Annotated in this window: 14 protein-coding genes and 1 pseudogene; 10 read left to right on the forward strand and 5 right to left on the reverse strand. The window is 69.8% G+C overall.

What is annotated here, in order from left to right; genetic code table 11:
* Positions 1–13: 13 nt before the first annotated feature.
* Together G4D85_RS20320 and G4D85_RS20325 are read left to right on the forward strand one after the other, a co-directional pair.
* Positions 14–1540, forward strand: coding sequence for an efflux RND transporter periplasmic adaptor subunit (locus G4D85_RS20320; protein WP_164014394.1), 1527 nt, complete (start codon positions 14–16; stop codon positions 1538–1540).
* Between the two features lie 24 nt (positions 1541–1564).
* Entirely contained in the window at positions 1565–2770 is a 1206-nt protein-coding gene (locus tag G4D85_RS20325) for an ABC transporter permease (RefSeq protein ID WP_164014396.1), read from the forward strand.
* 50 nt (positions 2771–2820) lie between these two features.
* Here the strand turns inward: G4D85_RS20325 and G4D85_RS20330 are convergent, their stop codons facing one another.
* From G4D85_RS20330 to G4D85_RS20340, 3 genes are all read right to left on the reverse strand, one after another.
* The gene (locus G4D85_RS20330; RefSeq protein ID WP_164014398.1) at positions 2821–3591 is read right to left on the reverse strand and encodes a trypsin-like serine peptidase; all 771 of its coding nucleotides are present in this window, start codon (positions 3589–3591) and stop codon (positions 2821–2823) included.
* A 3-nt stretch (positions 3592–3594) separates the two neighbouring features.
* Entirely contained in the window at positions 3595–4356 is a 762-nt protein-coding gene (locus G4D85_RS20335; RefSeq protein ID WP_164014498.1) for a zinc-dependent metalloprotease, read from the reverse strand.
* Between the two features lie 551 nt (positions 4357–4907).
* Complete coding sequence (locus G4D85_RS20340) at positions 4908–6446, reverse strand: hypothetical protein (RefSeq protein ID WP_240359389.1); 1539 nt, start codon at positions 6444–6446, stop codon at positions 4908–4910.
* 456 nt (positions 6447–6902) lie between these two features.
* On the opposite strand from G4D85_RS20340, the gene G4D85_RS20345 reads away from it, so the two are divergent.
* Positions 6903–8900 (forward strand): PKD domain-containing protein, encoded by a 1998-nt coding sequence (locus tag G4D85_RS20345; RefSeq protein WP_164014400.1) that lies wholly within the window; start codon positions 6903–6905, stop codon positions 8898–8900.
* A 68-nt stretch (positions 8901–8968) separates the two neighbouring features.
* Here G4D85_RS20345 and G4D85_RS20350 read toward each other — a convergent pair.
* Together G4D85_RS20350 and G4D85_RS20355 are read right to left on the reverse strand one after the other, a co-directional pair.
* Positions 8969–9274: pseudogene (locus G4D85_RS20350) on the reverse strand (hypothetical protein); the annotation flags it as partial.
* Between the two features lie 33 nt (positions 9275–9307).
* Positions 9308–9784 (reverse strand): SRPBCC domain-containing protein, encoded by a 477-nt coding sequence (locus G4D85_RS20355; protein ID WP_164014502.1) that lies wholly within the window; start codon positions 9782–9784, stop codon positions 9308–9310.
* 193 nt (positions 9785–9977) lie between these two features.
* Here G4D85_RS20355 and G4D85_RS20360 point away from each other — a divergent pair, with 193 nt between their 5' ends.
* From G4D85_RS20360 to G4D85_RS20390, 7 genes are all read left to right on the forward strand, one after another.
* Positions 9978–11207 (forward strand): MxcI, encoded by a 1230-nt coding sequence (locus G4D85_RS20360; RefSeq protein WP_164014403.1) that lies wholly within the window; start codon positions 9978–9980, stop codon positions 11205–11207.
* A gap of 162 nt (positions 11208–11369) precedes the next feature.
* Entirely contained in the window at positions 11370–12935 is a 1566-nt protein-coding gene (locus G4D85_RS20365) for a pyridoxal phosphate-dependent decarboxylase family protein (RefSeq protein ID WP_164014406.1), read from the forward strand.
* Positions 12932–14722, forward strand: a complete 1791-nt coding sequence (locus G4D85_RS20370) for an IucA/IucC family protein (RefSeq protein WP_164014408.1) — start codon at positions 12932–12934, stop codon at positions 14720–14722. The genes G4D85_RS20365 and G4D85_RS20370 overlap by 4 nt, the downstream gene beginning before the upstream one ends.
* A complete protein-coding gene (locus G4D85_RS20375) occupies positions 14719–15306 on the forward strand; it encodes a GNAT family N-acetyltransferase (protein ID WP_164014409.1) in 588 nt (195 codons plus the stop codon). The genes G4D85_RS20370 and G4D85_RS20375 overlap by 4 nt, the downstream gene beginning before the upstream one ends.
* Entirely contained in the window at positions 15303–16733 is a 1431-nt protein-coding gene (locus tag G4D85_RS20380) for a lysine N(6)-hydroxylase/L-ornithine N(5)-oxygenase family protein (protein ID WP_164014411.1), read from the forward strand. Before G4D85_RS20375 ends, G4D85_RS20380 begins: the two co-directional genes overlap by 4 nt.
* Positions 16730–18325 carry an MFS transporter gene (locus G4D85_RS20385; RefSeq protein WP_164014413.1) on the forward strand — a complete coding sequence of 532 codons (1596 nt, stop codon included), beginning with the start codon at positions 16730–16732 and terminating at the stop codon, positions 18323–18325. The genes G4D85_RS20380 and G4D85_RS20385 overlap by 4 nt, the downstream gene beginning before the upstream one ends.
* Positions 18322–20211, forward strand: a complete 1890-nt coding sequence (locus G4D85_RS20390) for an IucA/IucC family protein (RefSeq protein WP_164014415.1) — start codon at positions 18322–18324, stop codon at positions 20209–20211. Before G4D85_RS20385 ends, G4D85_RS20390 begins: the two co-directional genes overlap by 4 nt.
* Positions 20212–20319 lie beyond the last annotated feature (108 nt).

Below are 20319 nucleotides of genomic sequence, written 5' to 3' on the forward strand. Positions count from 1 at the left end.
CTTGGAGGACGTCGTGAGCAAGACGAAGAAGTGGGTCATTACGGGCGCCGCGGCGCTCCTGCTCGGTGCGGGAGGCTACGTCGTCACACGCAGCGAGGCGCCGGAGGCACAGGCACAGTCCACCTCCGTCGCAACGGTGGAGCGCCGGGACATGGAAGTGGTGGCTGAGTCCTCCGGCCTGGTGGAGCCGCTGCGCGTCGTGGAGGTGAAGTCCAAGGCCTCCGGCGAGGTGCTGCGCGTCCACTTCGACACCGGGGACAAGGTGGAGAAGGACGCGCTGCTGGCGGAGATCGACCCGCGTGACGTGCAGAACGCGCTGGCGCAGGCCCAGGCGGACCTGGAGTCCGCGCGGGTGCGCCTGAACACCACGGAGGCCCAGCGGCTGCGCCTGGAGGAGCTGCGCAAGTCCGGCTACGTCACCCAGCAGGAGTTCGAGTCCGCGGTGGATGCCTCCGCCACGGCGCGGGCGACGAAGGTGCGGGCGGAGACGAACCTGCAGCTCGCCCGCGAGCGCAGCCGGGACGTCACCATCCGCGCGCCCATCGCCGGCACGCTGCTGGAGCGGCAGATTCAGCCGGGCCTCATCATCGCCTCGGCCACGACCAACGTGTCGGGCGGGACGACGCTGTTCAAGATGGCGGACCTGTCGGTGATGCAGGTGCGCGCCAAGGTGGACGAGACGGACGTGGGGCAGATCAAGCCCGGCCAGAAGGCGCGCGTGACGATGGAGGCCTACCCGGGCCGCACCTTCCTGGGCGACGTGGTGAAGGTGGAGCCGCAGGCCCTGGTCGAGCAGAACGTCACCCTCTTCCCGGTGCTCGTGCGGCTGGACAACCCGGAGGGGCTGCTGCGGCCGGGGATGAACGCGGAGGTGTCCATTGAAATCTCCCGTCGGCGCGATGCGGTCACCGTGCCGAACGCGGCGGTGGCGAGCATGCGCGACGCCCGCTCCGCGGCGGCCGCGGTGGGCCTGTCCGAGGAAGCCGTGCGCGCGGTGATGCGGCCGGCGGGCGGCGGCGCGGGCCAGGGCGGCGCGGGAGCTGGCGGTGCGGACGGCGCGGATGCGACCGCGAGCGCCCGGGGACCGAACGCTGGCGGCAACCCGAGCGCGGGTGGCTCGGGCTCCTCCGGTGGCACGACGACGAACGCGGTCGGCCCCGGCCAGGGCGCGGGTGGCAGCGTGGCGGGCGTCAGCGGCACCGTCGCGGGAGCGAACGTGGCCGCTGCGGGCACGGGCCAGAGTGGCGGAGGCCGGGGCGGCCGGGGCGCGCGCGAGGGCCGTCAGCCCACGGGCGACACGCGGCAGGGCATCGTCTTCGTGCAGGGCGCCAAGGGGACGGAGCCGCGGCGCGTGGTGCTCGGGATGAGTGACTGGGAGAGCTCCGAGGTGGTGAGCGGGCTGGAGCCCGGGGAGCAGGTGCTGCTCATCTCCGTCGCGCAGCTCAAGGCGCAGCAGCAGCGCAGCACGGAGCGGATGCGCCAGATGTCCGGAGGCATGATTCCCGGCGCTGGCGGTGGTGGTGGCCGAGGGGCGCGGTAGGCGCGGCAGGAAGGAGACCAGGTCATGGGAGAAATCATCCGGGTTGCATTCGACGCGGTCCTCGCCAACAAGCTGCGCTCCCTGCTGACGATGCTGGGCATCGTCATCGGAATCGCGGCGGTCATCACCATGGTGGCGCTGGGCGAAGGCGCGCAGCGCTCCGTGGCGCAGCGGCTGCAGACGCTTGGCACCAACGTGCTCACGGTGCGCCCCGGACAGTCCTTCCAGGGCGGCCTGGGCCGTGGCCAGGCGTCGATGTCCATCGACGACGCCGAGGCGCTGCGGGCGAATCCGAAGAGCATCGGGGCCGTGGCGCCGGAAATCGAGTCGCGCTTCCAGGTGGAGTACGGGGCCGCCAACGCCAACCTGTCCGTGGTGGGCACGTGGCCGGCGTACTTCGACATCAACCAGGGCCGCGTGGCGCAGGGCCGCCTCTTCACGGACGCCGAGGACCGGGGCCGTCGCCGGGTGGTGGTGCTGGGGGCCCTGGCGGGCGCGCAGCTCGGCCTGAAGGACTCCTCGTCGCTGGTGGGCGAGAGCATCCGCATCCGCGGCATCCCCTTCGACGTCATCGGCGTGTTGGCGGAGAAGGGAGCGCAGGGCTTCTCCAACCCGGACGAGAGCCTCTACATCCCCCTGGCCACCGCCCAGTTCCGGGTGATGGGCAGTGACCGCATCCGCTCCATCGCGGTGCAGGCGCTGGATGACAAGTCCATGGACGCGGCGATGGCGGAGATTGACCTGACGCTCCGGCGCGAGCACCGGCTGCGGCCGGAGGAGCAGGCCGACTTCAACATCCGCGATCAGGCCTCGCTGCTCACCACCATGCAGGAGACGACGCAGACCTTCTCCCTGCTGCTGGCGGGCATCGCCGCCATCTCCCTGCTGGTGGGAGGCATTGGCATCATGAACATCATGCTGGTGTCGGTGACGGAGCGGACGCGCGAGATTGGCCTGCGCAAGGCCCTGGGCGCCACGGGCATGGACATCATGCTCCAGTTCCTCGTGGAGTCCCTGGTGCTGTGCCTCGCGGGCGGAACGCTGGGGCTGCTGCTGGGAGTGGGCGGAGCCGCGCTGCTGCAGAAGGTGGCGGGGTGGACGGTGGTGGTGGCACCCGAGGCCATCATCGTGGCCATCGCCTTCTCCGCGACGGTGGGCGTGTTCTTCGGCATCTGGCCCGCCCGGCGTGCGGCGAGCCTCGCGCCCATCGAGTCGCTGCGGTACGAGTAGGAAATGTGCTGGAGGCGGCGGGCTCGAATCCGTCCGCCTCCGGCCCTTCCTCAGCGGTCGGCGATGTCGGCGCTCTGCAGGTACGGAGAGGCTTCGACAATCACTTCCGCAGTCCAGCCCCTGTTGGCTCCACGGCCGCTTTCGTCGCAATCACCGTCGGTGTGGATGCCCATCAGGTATCCGTGACGGTTGAGCACGCCAGCGCCGGAGCTCCCTACCAGGGTGTCCAGGTCCGCGTAGTAGACAAGCTGATTACATGAGTCCAGGAACCTGCCTTCGGCGATGACCTTGGGCCTGCCCCGGGGATGCTGGATGATCGCCAACCGCTCGGTGGCCTGGGTCGACAGCAGGAGCGGCGTGACGGCGGGAAGCACGTCGAGCGCGATGAGCGCATAGTCGGGAGCGAGCGATTGCTCGATGACGGTGCCCTCGGTCACCAGCGGGTCGCCGTCGGGCTCGTCCTCGAAGTTGAAGACCAGCAGCGACCGGTCCCCGAGTCCGACACAGTGCCCCGCGGTCATCACCACAGGTCCCGCGCTCGCGGCAATCAGCGTTCCGGTGCAGCGCCCGTCGATCAGGACGACAGCGTCTTCCCAGTCCTGGACGTCAGCGAACTCGCCCCGGTAGCTGTTGATGGGCGTGAAGTCGAGAGTCGGACCGCACTGCCAGAGGCTGCTCACCTCCGGCTTCTTCGGATCCTCGCAGACCGGAGGATCCGCGGGCACCGCATCTTCTCCACAGGCCACAACGCCCAGGAATACGGTGCCCGCGAGGATTGGCCCCCACAGCTTCATGCTCGAACCGGGGGGCCGTCGCGCCATCTCTTAGTAGAGGTAGTTCAGCGCGGTGATGTCAGAGCTGGTCCACTCGCCCGTCTCCGTCGACCGGAAGCAGGAGTTCATGATGGAGCCGCCCACCGTGGCCGTGCTCGGCGTCCCGGGGATGAGGACGGCACCCACGCCCGCGGTGCCCTCGCTGCCGCCGCTGCCGCAGCTGATGGCGCGGTTGTAGTAGTCGGAGTGACGGAAGCCGACCGCGTGGCCGAGCTCGTGGGTGATGACGTGCTCGTTCACGTCAACGCTGTAGGTGTTCAGGCCGGTGCCGATGTTGATGGTGCCGTACGGACGGCCGCCCGACGGGAAGCCAGCGGAGCCGCCAGTGCCGGACATGGTCTGCGCGGTGATGGTCGCGGTGCAGCCCGAGCCGCCGCGCTGGAAGGTGATGCGGAGCCCACGCTGATTGTAGTTGGCGATGGCCGCATCCAGGCCCTGGCTGAGCCGGGTGTAGCTGTTGAACGTGGACGTGGGGTTGATGCAGATGCGCGTCACGGCCGTGCCGACGGTGTTCGTCGTGCGGTACTGCTCCGGGCCCGCCTCGGACTGGAGCATCTCGCGGGACGCCTCGAGCGTCACGTGGGCGTCGCGGCCCGTGTACACGGCGCCGTCGACGACCATGATGTCGTCCGCCGGGAAGCCGGCCTCGACCAGGTTGGCGACGATCTCCTCGTTCTCACTCATCTGCTCGGCGCCGCCGCAGCCGGACAGCACGCCACAGCTCACCGCGAGGACAGCCGCTCCCTTGAACATCTTCTGGAACTTGAACATTGGGGATTTCCTCGTACACCTGACTGCGGGGGGACGCGCCGTCCGCCTGGCCTACACCAGCCGCGGCACAACGCGTCCCGACCCTTGAGCAATTGGTGGGCCAATAAATCCCACAGAGTGAAAAAAGCCGAAAGAGACGCTTTGCCTGGAGTGTCCGTACTCCAGGTCAAGGTCCAGCACTTGTAAATGGATGTGACATCCGCGGGCCTAAGTCGGCGCCAGCGCTACGGATTCCTCGTGGAAACCCGAGCGTTGCGGAACCACACAGTGATGTCTTGTTATCGGACACCGGCCCCCGGGTCTTAGAAGCCCCGAGCCGGGTTCAATACGACACACCGTTGGAAATGCTGTCGTTCAAATAAAAATACACCCAGACGAGGTGCGTCACTCCACGACGCACCGCAGCCGGATGAATTCATTCTCGGCGCGGCGCGCCAGAAGTTTCCTGGAGAAGTGGCAACGCTTCCGTCCCGGCTGACGGCGGGGACCTGAGGGCCCTGGGGGCCCTCATGCCCGGGCAACGTGCCGCGGCATCACTTCAGCGCGGCCGCCGGAATCTCGACCACGTACGTATCGATGTCCGTGTCGCTGCCACTGCCCCAGTTGGAGTTGAAGGCCACCCGCGTGAAGTCGCGGTTGACGCTGGCGACCGGCTCCGTCCAATAGCCATTCGACGCGGTGCGGTGGTGCGCCAGCGTGTAGATGGTGGGGTTGGCCTTGAGCTGCACGGCCATCACCTTGCGATGCAGCCACTGCTGGGCGCCGCCGTAGTCGGCATAGGTGCTGACCACCACCCAGCCCGGCTTGGCGAACGCCTTGCCCGAGACGTGCAGCGCCGTCGCGGTGCCGCTCACGTACGTCGAGAACAACGCCGTGCGCACGCCCGTGCGCAGGTTCACCATGAACACGTCACCCGCGTTGGACTGGTAGTCGACGGCCACGTAGATGTCGTCGCCGTTGGCGTCCAGCGCGAGGTCCGAGTGCTCGGACTTCGCGAGCAACTGCGTCTGGGTGCTGAAGTCCCGGGAGAATGCCACCGTGCCCCGCGGACCGTCGCCGGACACCACACAGGAATTGCCGCTGGGGGACATGCTCACATGGTCCGGACGCTCACCCTGGGTGTCATACATGCCCAGGATGGTGTTGGTGTCGCGGTCCCAGGTGAACACGCCAACGCTGCTCCAGCTTGCCGTGTCGACCATGAAGCACCAGTAGCGTCCGTTCGCCGAGGGTGAGCCCTCCGACTTCGTCCAGGCCGCCGCCGCGGTCGGCCACCTGGCCTTCAGCCGTGCGCCAAAGTCACCCACGACGCGAGAGGCTCCAGTCGACACGTTCAGCTCGTGGAGCGTCATTCCGACGCCATTGGTGGGCAGGTAGTACAGCAGGTCGGGATTCGTCGGGTGCCATTGCGGCTCCGCGTCCCCGCCCGGGCCCGACAGCTGCTTCAGGTGCGCGCGGGTGTTGGCGTCATACACATGCCAATGCCCATCAATGGCGTACACCAGCTGTTTCGTGCTGTTCGAGTTGAAGGCCTGACGGCGCGAATAGTCGTTTCGGGCAAAGTCCGCCAGGCCGTCGGCGGCGTGGTCGGTGGCGCGTACGACACACGTCTTGTAGGTGGGCTCCGAGACCGCCACTCCCTTGGCGGGCTTCGCCAGCGCGGGGATGGGGTTGGCCTGGCGGGTGCTGGTCAGAGCGAAGTCCGCGGCATAGAACGAGGCACACGCAGGGCTGAGCGCCGGCTCGTTCGTTGGGGCTGGCTGCGTGCGGCGCTGGCACGTCTTGAACTGGCCGGGCGCCGGATCCGAACTGAAGAAGCAATACACGCGGCCCGCAGGCAACTCTCGGGTGACCCAGCTGTCGCCGACACCGAACCTGACGGTCGACGGCTGAGCCAGCGTGAAATACTGATACTGGTCCGCGACCTTCTCCCAGCCCTCTTCGACGAGTGTAGCGCTGTCCGGCTCGGGCTCGGTGCCGTTGTCGAGCGTTCCGCCGCCACAGCCCACCCAGGCGAGACACACCAGCGCCACCCTCCACACAGTCACGTCGCACTTCAAACCAGGATTCATGTCGAACACTCCTCATAGAAGCGAGAGGGATTGTCGTCGCCCGATGCAATGGCTGGCGCAGGCCTCCATCGACCTCAGGCTCCGTTCCCATGACGTACGCAACAGCGAGAGCCGCGAGGAACAGCTCGGCGCGAGCAATCTCCTCGGGGCGGCCCCGGTGATTCAACGAAAGTTGCGCGGTGAAGCAGAGCAATCTCTGGACCAACAGCAGGGCGCGCTCCGCCACAGCGGGAACGGGCCTTTCGCGCCCGGAGCGACAGGGCTCGCGGTGTGGACTGTCCTCCTCAGACTGTGGGCTCATTGCGGTAGCGCGCGAGCCCGGCGGACGCGCTCGCCCGCATCGAGGCACCAGTTTCGCTATGGTATCTCAGAAACTAAAACATCTTGATTTCCCATGCACCGAGGATGCGGAATCTGCTTAAACTTGATTTCTTAACCTGTCCTGGAGAACTCATCTTGATAAGGAAAGTCATCGCAGTGGGGAGTTGGGCCGGTGCCCTGGTGCTCGCGAGCTGTGGAGGTGCCTCCGGCGCGCCCTCGGAGGAGTCCTCGAAGGCCTCCGCGATGAACGACGGGCTCATCAACGTCACCTTGCTCAAGCCCGCGACGGCGTCCCACACCCAGCAGGACCCATACTTCCCGCCGGAGAAGGCAGTGGATGGGAACATCACCGCGGACGACTCGCGGTGGTGTCCCGGCCCCTACCTCAGCGGCCCCCGCCATCTGGACATCGACCTGCAGGGCACGTTCGACCTGCACCGGGTGGAGCTGTACACGGGCTACCAGGACATCCGCCCCGTCGGGAGCTACGACCTGCTCTACCACGACGGTACGGGCTGGCTCTCCATCCCAGGAGCCGCGAGGACGGGCAACACCAGCGTCGCCGTCTCCACCACCTTCAGCCAGGTGGTGCGTGGCCAGAAGGTGCGGCTCCTGTGCAATGAGCCCATCGAGGAGAACTGCCGGGTGAAGGAGTTCTGGGTCTTCGGCGCGCCCGTTGCCCCTGGCGCGAATCAGGCGCCCACGGCCAATGCGGGGGTGGACCAGAGCTTGGTGCTGCCCTCCTCGGGCCTCGCGCTGACAGGCTCGGGCACCGACTCGGACGGAAACATCACCTCCTATGCCTGGACCCAGGTGAGCGGCCCTGCCGCCTCTCTGAGTGGGGCAAACACGCCATCGCTCTCCGTCAGCGGCCTCGCCGTCGGGACGCTCGTCTTCCGCCTCACAGTCACCGACGACGACGGCGCCACCCACTCCGACGACGTGACGGTGACGGTCTCCAACGCCAACACGCTGAGCAACGTGACGCGCCTCAAGCCGACCACCGCCATGAATGCCAGCGGCACCCTGCTCGCCGCGCGAGCCACCGACGACAACCTCTCCACTCGCTGGGAGTCCAACCACGCGTTTCGTCCGGGCACGTACCTCGACGTGGACCTCCAGGGGGCCTACCAGCTCCACAGCGCGGAGGTGCACCTGTCCTTCTCCACCGACTCCGCCGCCGCCATGGCGAACTTCGATATCCAGGCGTGGGATGGCGGCTGCTGGAAGACCATTCCCGGCGCCTCCGTGCGGAACAACCCCACGACGACCACCCTGAAGACCCTGACCTTCTCCTCGCCCGTGGTTGCCACCAAGGTCCGCGTGCTCTGCCTCGATGGTGGCCGGAGCTGCATGGTGCGCGAGCTGAAGGTGCAGGGGCAGCCCGCCGCCGAGCCCACCGGCGCCCTCACGTGCCCGGCCGGTGAACAGATTGCCGTGCAAAGCGCGCGCTACGCCTACGCGCTGTTCCTGCCCGCCGGCTACAACGCGGACCGCGTCGCGCGATGGCCGCTCGTCATCTCCCTGCACGGCTACGGCGGCAGGACGCTGAACGATGACCACTCAGCCCCGGCCAGCAATGCGGAAGGGCTCGCCTGGAACCTGAACTCCGCCACCTTCCGCGCGGGCTTCGGCGCCATCGCGGTGTCGCCCAACTTCTTCCGTGTCAACGAAAGCGGGCAGGCGTCGTTCAACAACCCCACCCTCATGGCACTGCTGGAGGACTTGAAGAGGGACTACCTGGTGGACACGGACCGCGTCTACTTCACCGGCTTCAGCGGAGGCGCCAACTCGCTCTACGAAGTCGACGGGCTCCCGGCGAACATGCCGAAGGCCGCCGCCTTCGTCCCCATCGCCGTCACCGCCACCCCCGCGAACGTCGCCAACATCTGCAACCTGCGCACGCTCCCCATCTGGCCCTTCCACGGCGGCAGCGACTCCCAGGGCCAGCCGGACAAGTCGACGGGACTGAAGACGAAGCTGGAGACGCAGTGCGGCGGCACCACGAGCGCGATGCTGAATCCCACCGTCTATCCCGGCGTGGGCCACGACGCCGCGCTGTGGCGGACGGCCTACGCGACGCCAGCGCTCTGGGACTGGCTCTTCCAGCAGCGCATCAGCAACCGGCAGTGACACGGGCCGCCAGGTGAGGCCTGGCAGCAGGCCCCTTGCGTGCGGAGGGACGGCACGCGAGGGGCACGTCAGGACGGCTGGCCCCGCCTCACGGGTTCAACGAGCGGCTCCGCCGCGGGCTTTGTCGCAACAACCACGGCATCCTCGGCAAGCAATGGCGGTCCTGCCTCCAGCACCCAGACGTTTCCAAGCATGTCGCCCGCGCAGATGATGTCCTGAGCCATGGCGATGGTGTTGAAGCTGCTGCATCCAAAAATGGTTTGCAGGCAACTTTGGGACTGCAGGTCCCAGAGCTTCAGGGTGCGGTCTTCAGACGCGGAGATCGCGAAGCGGCCATCCGGCGTGAGGGCACAGGAATTCACTGACGCCTCATGCCCCGCGAGTTCGAGGCCTCGACCGCGGCGCGCTCACTCGAACATGCTGGCGAGCTGCTCCAGCGACAGTCGCGCGCCCTCCTCGTTGTCCTCGGGCTTGATACCGGGGGGCAGTTGCTCGAAGTGCAGAGTGACCTCCGTACCGCCGGGGGCGTCCTCGAAGGTCACCGTCAGCCGCATCTCGCCATGGAAGCTTGAATCCGGACTGTCAAAGGTAACCGCCTCGACAATCCTCCGGGGCGGGGCCAGCTCCAGGAAGCGCACGCGGACCCGGTCCTCATGCTCCCCGGTCTTCCCGCGGAAGGTCTGCTCATCCGGCGGATAATAGAGAGACATCACATACCCGCCCCCTACCCTGGCATCGAACTCATGGATGACGCCTGTCATCTCCGCGGGCGGGAGCCAGGCTGCGATGGCGTTCGGGTCGAGGAAGGCCTGGTAGAGGGCTTCGGGTTGCGCCCGGATGATCCGGGAGTTGCGGGTCGACGCGGCTACAGGTTCCGAGGACATGGGCAGCTCCGTATGGGGTTGGCGGAAGATTCTACCGTACGTCACCGCGACGCTGAGTGTGGCGTCTTCAGGGGACGGTGTAACCCCAGAACCCGGCTCAGCCGCGTTGCGTCGAGATTGCGTGACTGTCCTTGACATCCGGGGTTCTCTAATCTTGAATATGAAACTCATTATCATCTCATATGAGGCTTGGATGAAGAAGAACGCGAGGCGTTTCGGCATGGGCAGCATCTCCGGGGGGGCACTGGCATGCGCCGCGTTCCTCGTCGCGGCATGCGGCGAGGACGAAGTTCCCACTCCGACCGAACCCGGCACCGAACCGCAGTACCTCATCCACTCGGCGGTCCAGACGGGCGACACCCGGATGAACTACTTCACCCTGGTCGACTCGCTCGACCAGGCCACCCGGCTCGACTACACGAACTCGCTCGAGCTGCCGGGCCGGCCGCGGCTCTACGCGGCGCAGGGCATCGGCTTCTTCGCCATTGGCGGAGGAGAGGCGCCCACCATCACCCGCTACGAGCTGAAGGATGGGCGGCTGGTGGCCGGCAGCAGCATCTCACTGGCTGCTCAGGGCGTGCGGGCGATGGGCGCCCAGGCCGTGCTCTTCATCAGCCCGACGAAGGCCTACTACAAGGACGACGCCCAGGCGCAGATCATCGTCTGGAACCCGACCGAGATGGTCATCGTGAAGACCCTCCCCCTCCCCCGGGAGCTCGTCAAGCAGGGCTACGTCACCAGCTTGAGCCAGTGGGCCAGCCGCACGGGCGAGGCCTTCTTCACGGTGGGCTGGACCACCACCACGTATGACCGCGTCCTGCCCGGCACCGTGCTGGTGCGCCTGGACACGACGACAGACGAGCTGACGCAGGTCTCCGACGAGCGCTGCCGCGACATCTTCAAGACGGCGAAGCTGGGCGACACGCTTTACTTCTTCAGCGGCGTCATCAACGGCCTGGGCCATACGGCCTACAGCAGCCAGAACGGCGGCCAGCAGGACTGCATCCTGCGCATCACCCCGGGCCAGCGGACCTTCGACGCCAACTACCTCGGCACCGTCGCCCCGGCGCTCGGAGCCAACAAGGTCGGCACCGTCATCGCGGTGACCGAGGACGGCAAGGCCTGGGTCCAGGTCGCCGACACCACCATCACCCCGTCCGCGCCGGGCACGACCTACAGCGAGTGGTACAGCAAGGGCTGGAGCTGGTGGAGCCTGCCCCTCGAGAGCCTCACCAGCCCCGCGCGAGTGCAGGCAGAGCCCGGCGCCTATAGCGGCTTCGCCGCGAGCACGGGCGAGAGCTTCTTCATCAGCCAGAGCTCGCTGGACTACTCCGTGTCCACCCTGACGGAGCTCAGCTCCGGCACGCCGAAGGCCGGCGTGTCCTTCCCCGGCTTCGTGCTCGACGTGGCGCGGGTCCGCTAGCAACACCCAGGGGGCACCGCGGGCCTGACGCTCGCGGTTCCCCTGTCCCATCCCCTCAGTGGCAGGAGCGGTCGCGGCTTCCTCGCGCACCCGCAAGGCCGACGTGTGTCCCGAAGTTGACTTTGATTATCATCATTGAAATCAAAATTGGAGAAAATTACCATGCAGGCAAAGACTGAAGAGCGGAAGCGGGGCGCGGACGCGGCACCGGGTTGGCCCCGCCGCCCGTCATCGGTGCTGGCGGGCTCTCGAGAGGGACTGGCGGCGGTGTCCGCCGCGCTGACGGGTGCGGTGGGCAACGCGCTGGCCACCGCCCGGTGGCCCAGCGGCCCGCTGCGGGCCGGCACCCCGGCGGAGGTCCTGGCCTCGGCCACGGCGGCGCTGGGCGTGGACGGAATCCCCGAGGAAGGCATGGGCGTGGAGGCCGCGCTGGCCCGCGTTGGCCGGGTGTTGGTGGAGCACGGACTCCACCTGTCGCACCCGCATGCGGTGGCGCACCTCCAGCCACCGCCGCTGGCGGTCGCGGTCGCCGCGGATGCGCTGGCCAGCGCCAGCAATGCCTCGCTGGACACGTATGACTCGGGGCCCTCGGCCATCGCCGTGGAGCGCTGGCTCATCGGCGGGCTCGTGGAGCTGGCCGGGCTCGGGCGGTGGGCGGATGGGGTGCTCACTCCGGGTGGCTCGATGTCCAACCTGCTGGGCCTGCTGCTGGCGCGGGACGCGGCCGCGCTGCGGCGCGGTATCGACGTCCGCCGGCAGGGAGTGGCCGCGCTCCAGGCGCCAATCGTGTTGTGCTCGGAGCTGGCGCACTTCTCGGTGCACCGGGCCTGCGCGGCGCTCGGACTGGGTGAAGGCGCCGTGCGGGGCGTGCCCACCGACTCGCGCCGCCGGATGCGGCCCGAGGCGCTGGCTGAGATGCTGCAAGAGCTGGGGCCGGAGCACACGCCGCTGGCCATCGTCGCCACCGCGGGGACGACGGACTTCGGCACCATCGACCCGCTGCCGCAAATCGCGGCGATTGCCGCCGAGCACGGCATCTGGCTGCACGTCGATGCGGCGTATGGCTTCGGGGCGCTGTTCTCCGAGCGGCTCGCGGGCCGGCTGGCCGGGCTGTCGTTGGCGGATTCAATCACGGTGGACCTGCACAAGCTGGGCTGGCAGCCGGCGGCAACCAGCGCGCTGCTGGTGTCCAAGTCGAGCACCTTCGCCTCGCTGGAGCGCGAGGTCGCCTACCTCAACCCGGGCGACGACTCGGCCGCGGGCTATGACGGCCTGCTCGGCCGCAGCCTTCAGACGACCCGGCGGCCCGACGCGGTGAAGGTCGCCGCCACGCTGCTGGCCTACGGACGCCGGGGGCTGGGCGACATGGTCGACACCTGCCACGACCTGGCGCGGCACGCCGAGCAGCGCATCGCGGCCCAGCCCGAGCTGGAGCTGGTGTCACCCGCCGAGCTGACAACGGTCGTGTTCCGCTACCGCTGCGACGAGGACCCGGTGCGCGAGGATGAAATCAACGGCGCGCTGCGCCGCCGGCTGATGGAGACCGGGGTCGCGCTGATTGGCCGCACCGCGGTCCGCCTGGACGGGCCCGACTCGCCGGAGCGGGTGTGCCTCAAGTTCACCCTGCTCAACCCCACTACCACCCCCGAGGACCTCGACGCCCTCGTGGAGGCCGTGCTCGAGGCGGGTCACGCCTGCACGCCCCGCTTCCAGAAGGGGGCCGCATGAGCGCCGCCCTTCTTCCCCGGTACGAAACCCCCGCCGCGGACCCGCTGCACGACGCGGACGCGCGCCGCACGGCGGAGCATGCCCACCTGGAGGCGCTGCTGCGCTGCTGGCTCGTGGAGACCCGGACGCCGGTCCACCCGGGGCCGCTGCGCGTCGCGCTGCCGAGCACCGGACTGGCGCTGCGCACCGAGGTGGCCCATTGCTCGCCGAGCGGCTGGCACCGCTTCGGCCCGGTGCTCCTGGAGGGCCCGGGAGGAAGTACCGCCACCTCCGCCGACGCCGTCCTCGCCGTGGCGCTGGTGGCCCACGAGGCCGCGATGCGCGGAGGCGCCCGCCCCGGCGGCGTCCCCTCGGGCGCACTGGCCGACCTGGTCGAGCGCACGGCGGAGTCCGTGCGCCGGGTGGCGGACTTCGTGGCCCACCGCCGCGAGCACCCGCTGCCACCGCCGCCGGTGGACAGCTTCCTCGCGGCGGAGCAGGCGCTGGTGCTCGGACACCTGCACCACCCGGCGCCCAAGAGCCGGGATGGGCTCTCCTCCGCCGACACCGTGGAGTTCTCCCCGGAGCTCCGGGGCGCGTTCCAGCTGCACTGGTTCTCGGCGGACCCGTCCGTGGTGTCACACGACGCCGTCCAGGGCGCCCCCTCGCTCTCCGGTCGGGACACGGTGGCGCTGCTGGCGGACCTGGCGGGGCGGCCCCGGGAGGGGGACCGCGTGCTGATACCGGCGCACCCGTGGCAGGCCCGAGACGTCCTGACGCGGCCGAGAATCGCCGCGCTGATCGAGGCGGGCCTGCTGACGCCGCTGGGTGCGTGCGGGCCGCGCTGGTGGGCGACCTCGAGCGTGCGCACCGTCTACCGGCCTGACGTGTCGGTGATGCTGAAGCTGTCGCTGGGGCTGCGGCTGACCAACTCCCGCCGCGAGTCCACGCGCACCGAGCTGAAGCGCGGGCTGGAAATCAATCGGCTGCTGGACGCGGGCTACGCGCGGGAGACCTACGCCGCCCACCCCGGCTTCTCCATCGTGAGAGACCCCGCGTGGATGGCGGTGGACGAGCCCGCCCGGGCCGGGGGCCCGGAAGTGACGGGCCTGGACGTGGCGGTGCGGGAGGTGCCCTCCGGCATCGCCGACCTGCACTGCCTGGCCGGACTGGTGGCGCCGCGCCCGGGGCTGGGACGCAGCCAGCTGGGCGCGCTGGTGGCCGGGCTCGGCGCGGGTGCCGCCGAGCAGTGGGTGGCCGACTACACGGACCGCGTGCTGGTGCCGATGCTGCACCTGTACGCGGCCACCGGCATCGGTCTCGAGGCGCACCAGCAGAACACGCTGGTCCGGCTCGACGCCCGGGGCCGCGTCACCGGCGCGGCCTTCCGGGACAACCAGGGCTACTACCTGGCGGCATCCCACCTGCCCCGGCTGCTCCGGCTGCTTGGCGCGGACACCTCGACGCTGGCCGTGGTCGACGACGCCATCGTCGACGAGCGGCTCTCCTACTACCTGCTGCGAAACCAGGCGCTCGCGGTGGTGGGGTGCCTCGGCGTGGACGGACTGGGAGATGAGCGCCGGCTGCTCGCCATCATGGCCGGGCGGCTGCGCGCGGCGCTTCCGGCGCTGGCCGCCGCGGGTCCCCAGGGAGACCGGCTGGCCCGCAGGTGGCTGGAGGCCGACACCCTGCCCTGCAAGAGCAACCTGCTCACCCGGCTGCACGGCATCGACGAGGTGCTCGCGCCGCTGGACGCGCAGTCCGTGTACCTCGACGCGCCCAACCCCCTGCGTGAGGTGGCGCGATGACCGCCCTGCCCCGTCAGGACGTCGCGGGCAGCGGCGTGCCCGCGCCCCCGGTGCCACGGGTCCGCGCGCCCTGGTCTGCCCGGCCCGCGAGCGTCACCGAGGACCTGGAACAGGTGCATCGCTGGATGCAGGCCCCGCACGTGGCCGAGTTCTGGAAGCAGGCCTGGCCCATGGAGCGCTGGCGGGCCGAGCTGGAGCGGCAGGCCGCCGGAGACCACTCGCTGCCGGTCATGCTCGACTTCGAGGGCGCCCCGGTGGCGTACCTCGAGGTGTACCGGGTGGTGCGCGACCGGCTGGCCGGGCACTACCCGGAGCGGCCTTATGACCTGGGCGTCCACGTGGCCATCGGCGAGCTCGGCCGCACCGGCCGAGGCCTGGGCCGAGCGCTGCTGCGTGAGGTGGCCGAGGGGCTGCTCGCGGCGGACCCGCGCTGCACCCGCGTGGTCGCCGAGCCCGATGCGCGCAACGCCCCGTCGCTGCGCGCCTTCACCGCCGCCGGCTTCCGCACCGTCGGCCCCATCACCCTTTCTGACAAGAGCGCGACGCTGCTCGTCTACCCACGCTCCGAGGAGGACCTGCCGTGAATGCTGTTTCCCCTGATGCGCCCCCCCTGCACACCGAACATGACGTGGTGGCGGTCGGCTGCGGGCCGTTCAACCTCGGCCTGGCGGCGCTCGCGTCCACGGTGGAGGGGCTGGACCTGGTCGTGCTCGAGTCCCGGCCGGAGCTGCGCTGGCACACGGGCCTGATGTTCGACGAGGCCCTGCTCCAGCTCAGCTTCCTCGCCGACCTCGTCACCCTCGTCTCCCCCACGCACCCGCTGTCGTTCCTGGCCTACCTGCACGACAAGGACCGGCTCTACCCGTTCTACATCCGCGAGCGCTTCCATCCGACGCGCCGCGAGTACGAGGACTACCTGCGCTGGGCCGCCTCGAAGCTCCCCTCGGTGCGCTTCTCGCACCAGGTCGAGGAGGTTGGCTGGGACGAGGGACGGCAGCGCTTCACGCTGCGGGTGCTGCGCGGCGACGGCCGCCGGCTGTTCATGACCGCCCGAGACATCGTGCTCGGCATCGGCACCGAGCCGTCGCTGCCCGCGGCCCTGGCCTCGCTGCCCCCCGGAAAGCGAATCCACACCGGGGACTACCTGCACCGGCAGGCCGACGTGGAGGCCGCGAAGCGCGTGACGGTGGTCGGCTCCGGTCAGTCGGGCGCCGAGGTCGCCCTGCACCTGCTCCAGCGCAACCTGGCGGGCGGTGGCGCGGTGAGCTGGCTCACGCGGACGACTTCGTTCGCGCCGCTGGACTACACCAAGCTGACCCTCGAGATGACCACGCCGGCGTACGTCCGGTACTTCCACGCGCTGCCCCAGCCGACCAAGGATCGGCTCGTCGCCGAGCAGTGGCGGCACTACAAGGGCATCTCGACGGAGACCCTGGAGCAGGTCCACGACCTGCTGTACCGGCGGGAGCTGGAGCCCGGGCTGGCCGACGTGGAGCTGCGCTGCGGCGTCGCCGTGGAGGACGCCTCCGTGAGCGGCGCGGGCCAGGTGGTGCTGCGCTGCCGGCACCTCGACACTGGAGAGAGCTTCGAGCACACGACGGATCTCGTGGTCGCGGCCACGGGTTACCGGCACCGACCGCCGGTCTTCCTGAAGCCCATGGAGGGCCTGCTGCGCCGGGACGCGCAGGGCCGCTACCAGGTCCGGTTCGACCACTCGGTGGAGCTGGCGCCGCAGGTGAGTGGACGCCTCTTCGTCTCCCACGCCGACCTGCACAGCCATGGCGTCGCCGCGCCCGACCTGGGCGTGTCCGCCTACCGCAACGCCACCATCCTCAACGCCATCACCGGGCGCCAGGTGTACACGCTGCCCCAGCGCACCGCGTTCTCCCGCTTCGGGCTCCCGGCCGCCGCCGCGCGTCCCCGCACCCAGGAGACGCCGCGGACCTCCACGCCGCTGGTGCCCGAGGGCGCGACGCGGGCCCTCATCGCTCGCGCGCCGGAGGCCACGTGAGCGCGCAGCCACAGGACAACACTCGCGCGCCAGGCGCGAGCGATGCACCGGTACCTCCACCGCCGAGCGCCGACGCCCGACGCGCGGCCCGCTGGACGTTCGCGCTGGTGAGCGCGGGCGGGGTGGTGATGACGCTGGACGTGACGGTGGTGAATGTCGCGCTGGCCGCCATCGCGAAGGACCTGGGAGCCGGGCTGCACCAGGTGCAATGGACGGTCTCCGCGTACTCGCTCGCGTTCGGCGCCCTGCTGCTCACGGCGGGCGCGCTGTCGGACCGGATTGGCCGCCGGAGCGTCTTCGTCGCGGGCATCGCCCTCTTCACCCTGGCCTCGGCGCTGTGCGGCCTGGCACCCAGCGCCGAAGCGCTGGTCGCGGCCCGGGTGGCGCAGGGGCTCGGCGGCTCCATGGTGTTCGCTCCCGCGCTTGCCCTCATCGCCGCCGTCTACGAGGGCGCCGAGCGCCGGAGCGCCATCGCCACCTATGCGGCCATCGCCTCCGCCGCCGGCGCACTCGGGCCGGTGGTGGGAGGGGTGCTCGTCGAATGGGTCGGCTGGCGGTGGATCTTCCTCATCAACGTGCCCATCGGCGTCCTGGTCGTCCTCGGCGCGCTGACCCGGATGCCCGCCCTCACGCCACCGGACACGAGCCGCCGGTTGGACCCGCTGGGCGCGCTCCTCGGCGTCGGCGTGCTGCTGACGCTGCACTACCCCCTCATGGTGGGACCGGATACCGGCTGGTGGTCCCCCCACGTGCTCGTCCCCGCATGCGCCGGTGTCGTGCTCCTCTGGGCGCTCGTCATGAGCCAGCGGCGGCCCGGCAGCATGCTGGACCTGGAGCTGTTGCGCATCCCCGCGCTCTCCGGAGCAGCGGTGCTCGGGTTCCTCGCCCGCATGTCGAGCCTGGGCGTGCTCGTCTTCACCACCTTGTGGCTGCAAGGGGCGTCCGGGGGCTCGCCGCTCCAGGTGGGCCTGCGGCTGCTGCCGCTGACGGGAAGCCTGCTGATCGCCGGCATGTGCATGGCCCGGCTGCAGACCCGCTTCTCCGCCGCCGGGCTCGTGGCCAGCGGCTTCGCCCTCCAGGGCCTGGGGCTGCTGACCCTCGGCGGGGCCGCGGTCCAGGGACAGTGGGCCCTGAGTTTCGCGGGGCTGGTGCTGCTGGGCACCGGAGGCGCCACCATCTTCCCGCCGCTGATGGGCGTGGCGGTCGGCGTCGTCCCCGCCGCCCGCGCGGGGATGGCCTCGGGGCTGACCAACGCCTGCTACCCCCTGGGCACCGCCACGGGAGTGGCCGTCCTGGGCGCCGTGTTCTCCTCGCGGCTCGGCGCCGCCCTGGAGGCCGGTCCGCTGCAAGGCGAAGCGGTCCGGAGCATGCGCGCGGCCCTGGAGACCGGCCAGTTCGGCCTCGTCGAGCCCACGCTGATGCCGCTTGCCCAGGCGGCCTTCGCCCACGCCTACCTGGCGGTCTGCCTCACGGCCTCGGCGGTGTGCCTGCTGGGAGCCGTGCTCGCCCTCCGCGTCCTGCCAAATCCGGCGGTCCAGGCCCCGCGCCCGGCCGTCCGTGAGCATCCCCTTTCCTTGAAGGAGTCACCGTGAAAGCCAGAACTGAAGCCCTGGACCTGAGCACCCCCGTCAGCATCCTCCCCACCCCCGTGGACCTCAACAGCGCCTCCTCCGAGGGAAGCGACCACCCGGTGCCGGCCCTGCCGGAAGTGGACCCCGCATCGTGGCGGGAAGCCAACCGGCGACTGCTGGCCAAGGCGCTCGGGGAGTGGTGCTTCGAGGAGATGCTCAAGGCCATCCCGAACGGCGACGGCCGCTACCGGGTCGACCTCGGCAGCGGCACCTCCTATGTGTTCTCCGCGCGGCCGGGCGCCTTCGGCTGGATGCGGGTGGAGCCCGGGTCCATCACCCGCAGCGCCACCAGCATGCTCGGCAACAGCATCGCCGAGCCGGCCTGGGACGCGCTGCAGTTCCTGACCGACGCCGCCTCCACGCTGGGCACGGACCCGTCGACGCTGGCCACGTACTTCCTCGAGCTGTCGTCCACGCTGGCGGTGGATGCCGCGCGCATCGCGCATGGAGGCAATACCGTCGCGGAGCTGCGCGCCCTGGGCCACACGGAGCTGGACTGCCACATGACGGGGCACAACTGGCTGGTGGCGAACAAGGGCCGGGTCAACTTCTCCGCGTCCGACGTGCGCCGCTATGCCCCGGAGGCCCGCCAGCCGGTGCGGCTGCTGTGGGTGGCCGTGCACCGCGGGCTGGCGGAGTTCCGCGGCACGTCGGAGCTGTCCGAGCGTGAGATTCTCGCCCGCGAGCTGGACGAGGCGACGCGGAGCCGGTTCACCCGCGTGCTCACCTCCGCCGGGCTCGCTCCGGACGCCTTCGTGTGGATGCCCGTGCACCCCTGGCAGTGGGACCATGCGGTGCAGGTGCTGCACGCCGCGGACGTGGCCCAGCGGCGAATCGTACCGCTGGGGGAGAGCACCGACCTGTACCTGCCGGGCCAGTCCATCCGGACGATGGCCAACGTGACGAGCCCCGGCCGCTTCGACGTGAAGCTGCCGCTGAAGATTCTCAACACGCTGGTCTGGCGCGGGATTCCACCCCACTGCACCCTCGGTGCGCCCGTCGTCACGCAGTGGCTCCAGTGCCTCCTGGACAGCGACCCCTTCCTGGCGAAGGAGTGCCGCACGGTGTTCCTCGGCGAGGTCGCTTCGGTGACGGTGCGGCACCCGTACCTCTCGAAGGTGGCGGACGTGCCGTACCAGCACCTGGAGACCCTGGGCTGCATCTGGCGCGAGCCGGTCGCCGCGCGCCAGGACTCCGGTGAGCGGGTGCGCACCTTCGCCTCGCTGCTGCATGTGGATGGCAAGGGCGCGGCGTTCGTCGCCGAGCTGGTCCGCGCGTCGGGCCTGGGCGCGCAGGAGTGGCTGCAGCACCTGTTCGACACGCTGCTCGTGCCCATCATGCACGTGCTGTATCGCTACGGCATCACCTTCAACCCGCACGGGCAGAACACCCTGCTGGGCTTTGATGCGAACGATGTCCCGCGCCGGCTGTACCTGAAGGACTTCGTCGACGACGTGTGCGTGTCGTTCACCGACGTGCCCGAGCGGGGCCCGGAGCCGGACGGACATGACCACGTGCTGCCGCGCAAGCACCCGTCGGTCATCAAGCAGCACGTGGTGGACCAGGTCTTCGTCGGGCACTTCCGCTACCTGGCGCCGCTGGTCTCCGAGCAGCTTGGCATGCCCGAGCAGGCCTTCTGGAAGCAGGTCCGGCGGACCATCCTCGCCTTCCACCAGCGCTACCCCGAGCTGAGCCAGCGCTTCGCCGAGTACGACCTGCTCACCCCCGAGATTCCGCGCTACGCGCTCAACCGGGACCGGATTGTCGTTACCCGCTACACCGACCGGGCCCTCCGCCACGCGCTGTATCCGAACGGGACGCTGCCCAACCCGCTCGCTCGCGACTGACCCACTCCCCTGCCCCCGCGTCATTCCGGCGCGGGGGCCGGGGCCGGGGGTGGACACGTCGAAGTGCCGGAGATGTTTGACCTCGCACTCGAAGTGAGATGGTGTGTT

The organism is Pyxidicoccus trucidator, assembly GCF_010894435.1.
Taxonomy (GTDB): domain Bacteria; phylum Myxococcota; class Myxococcia; order Myxococcales; family Myxococcaceae; genus Myxococcus; species Myxococcus trucidator.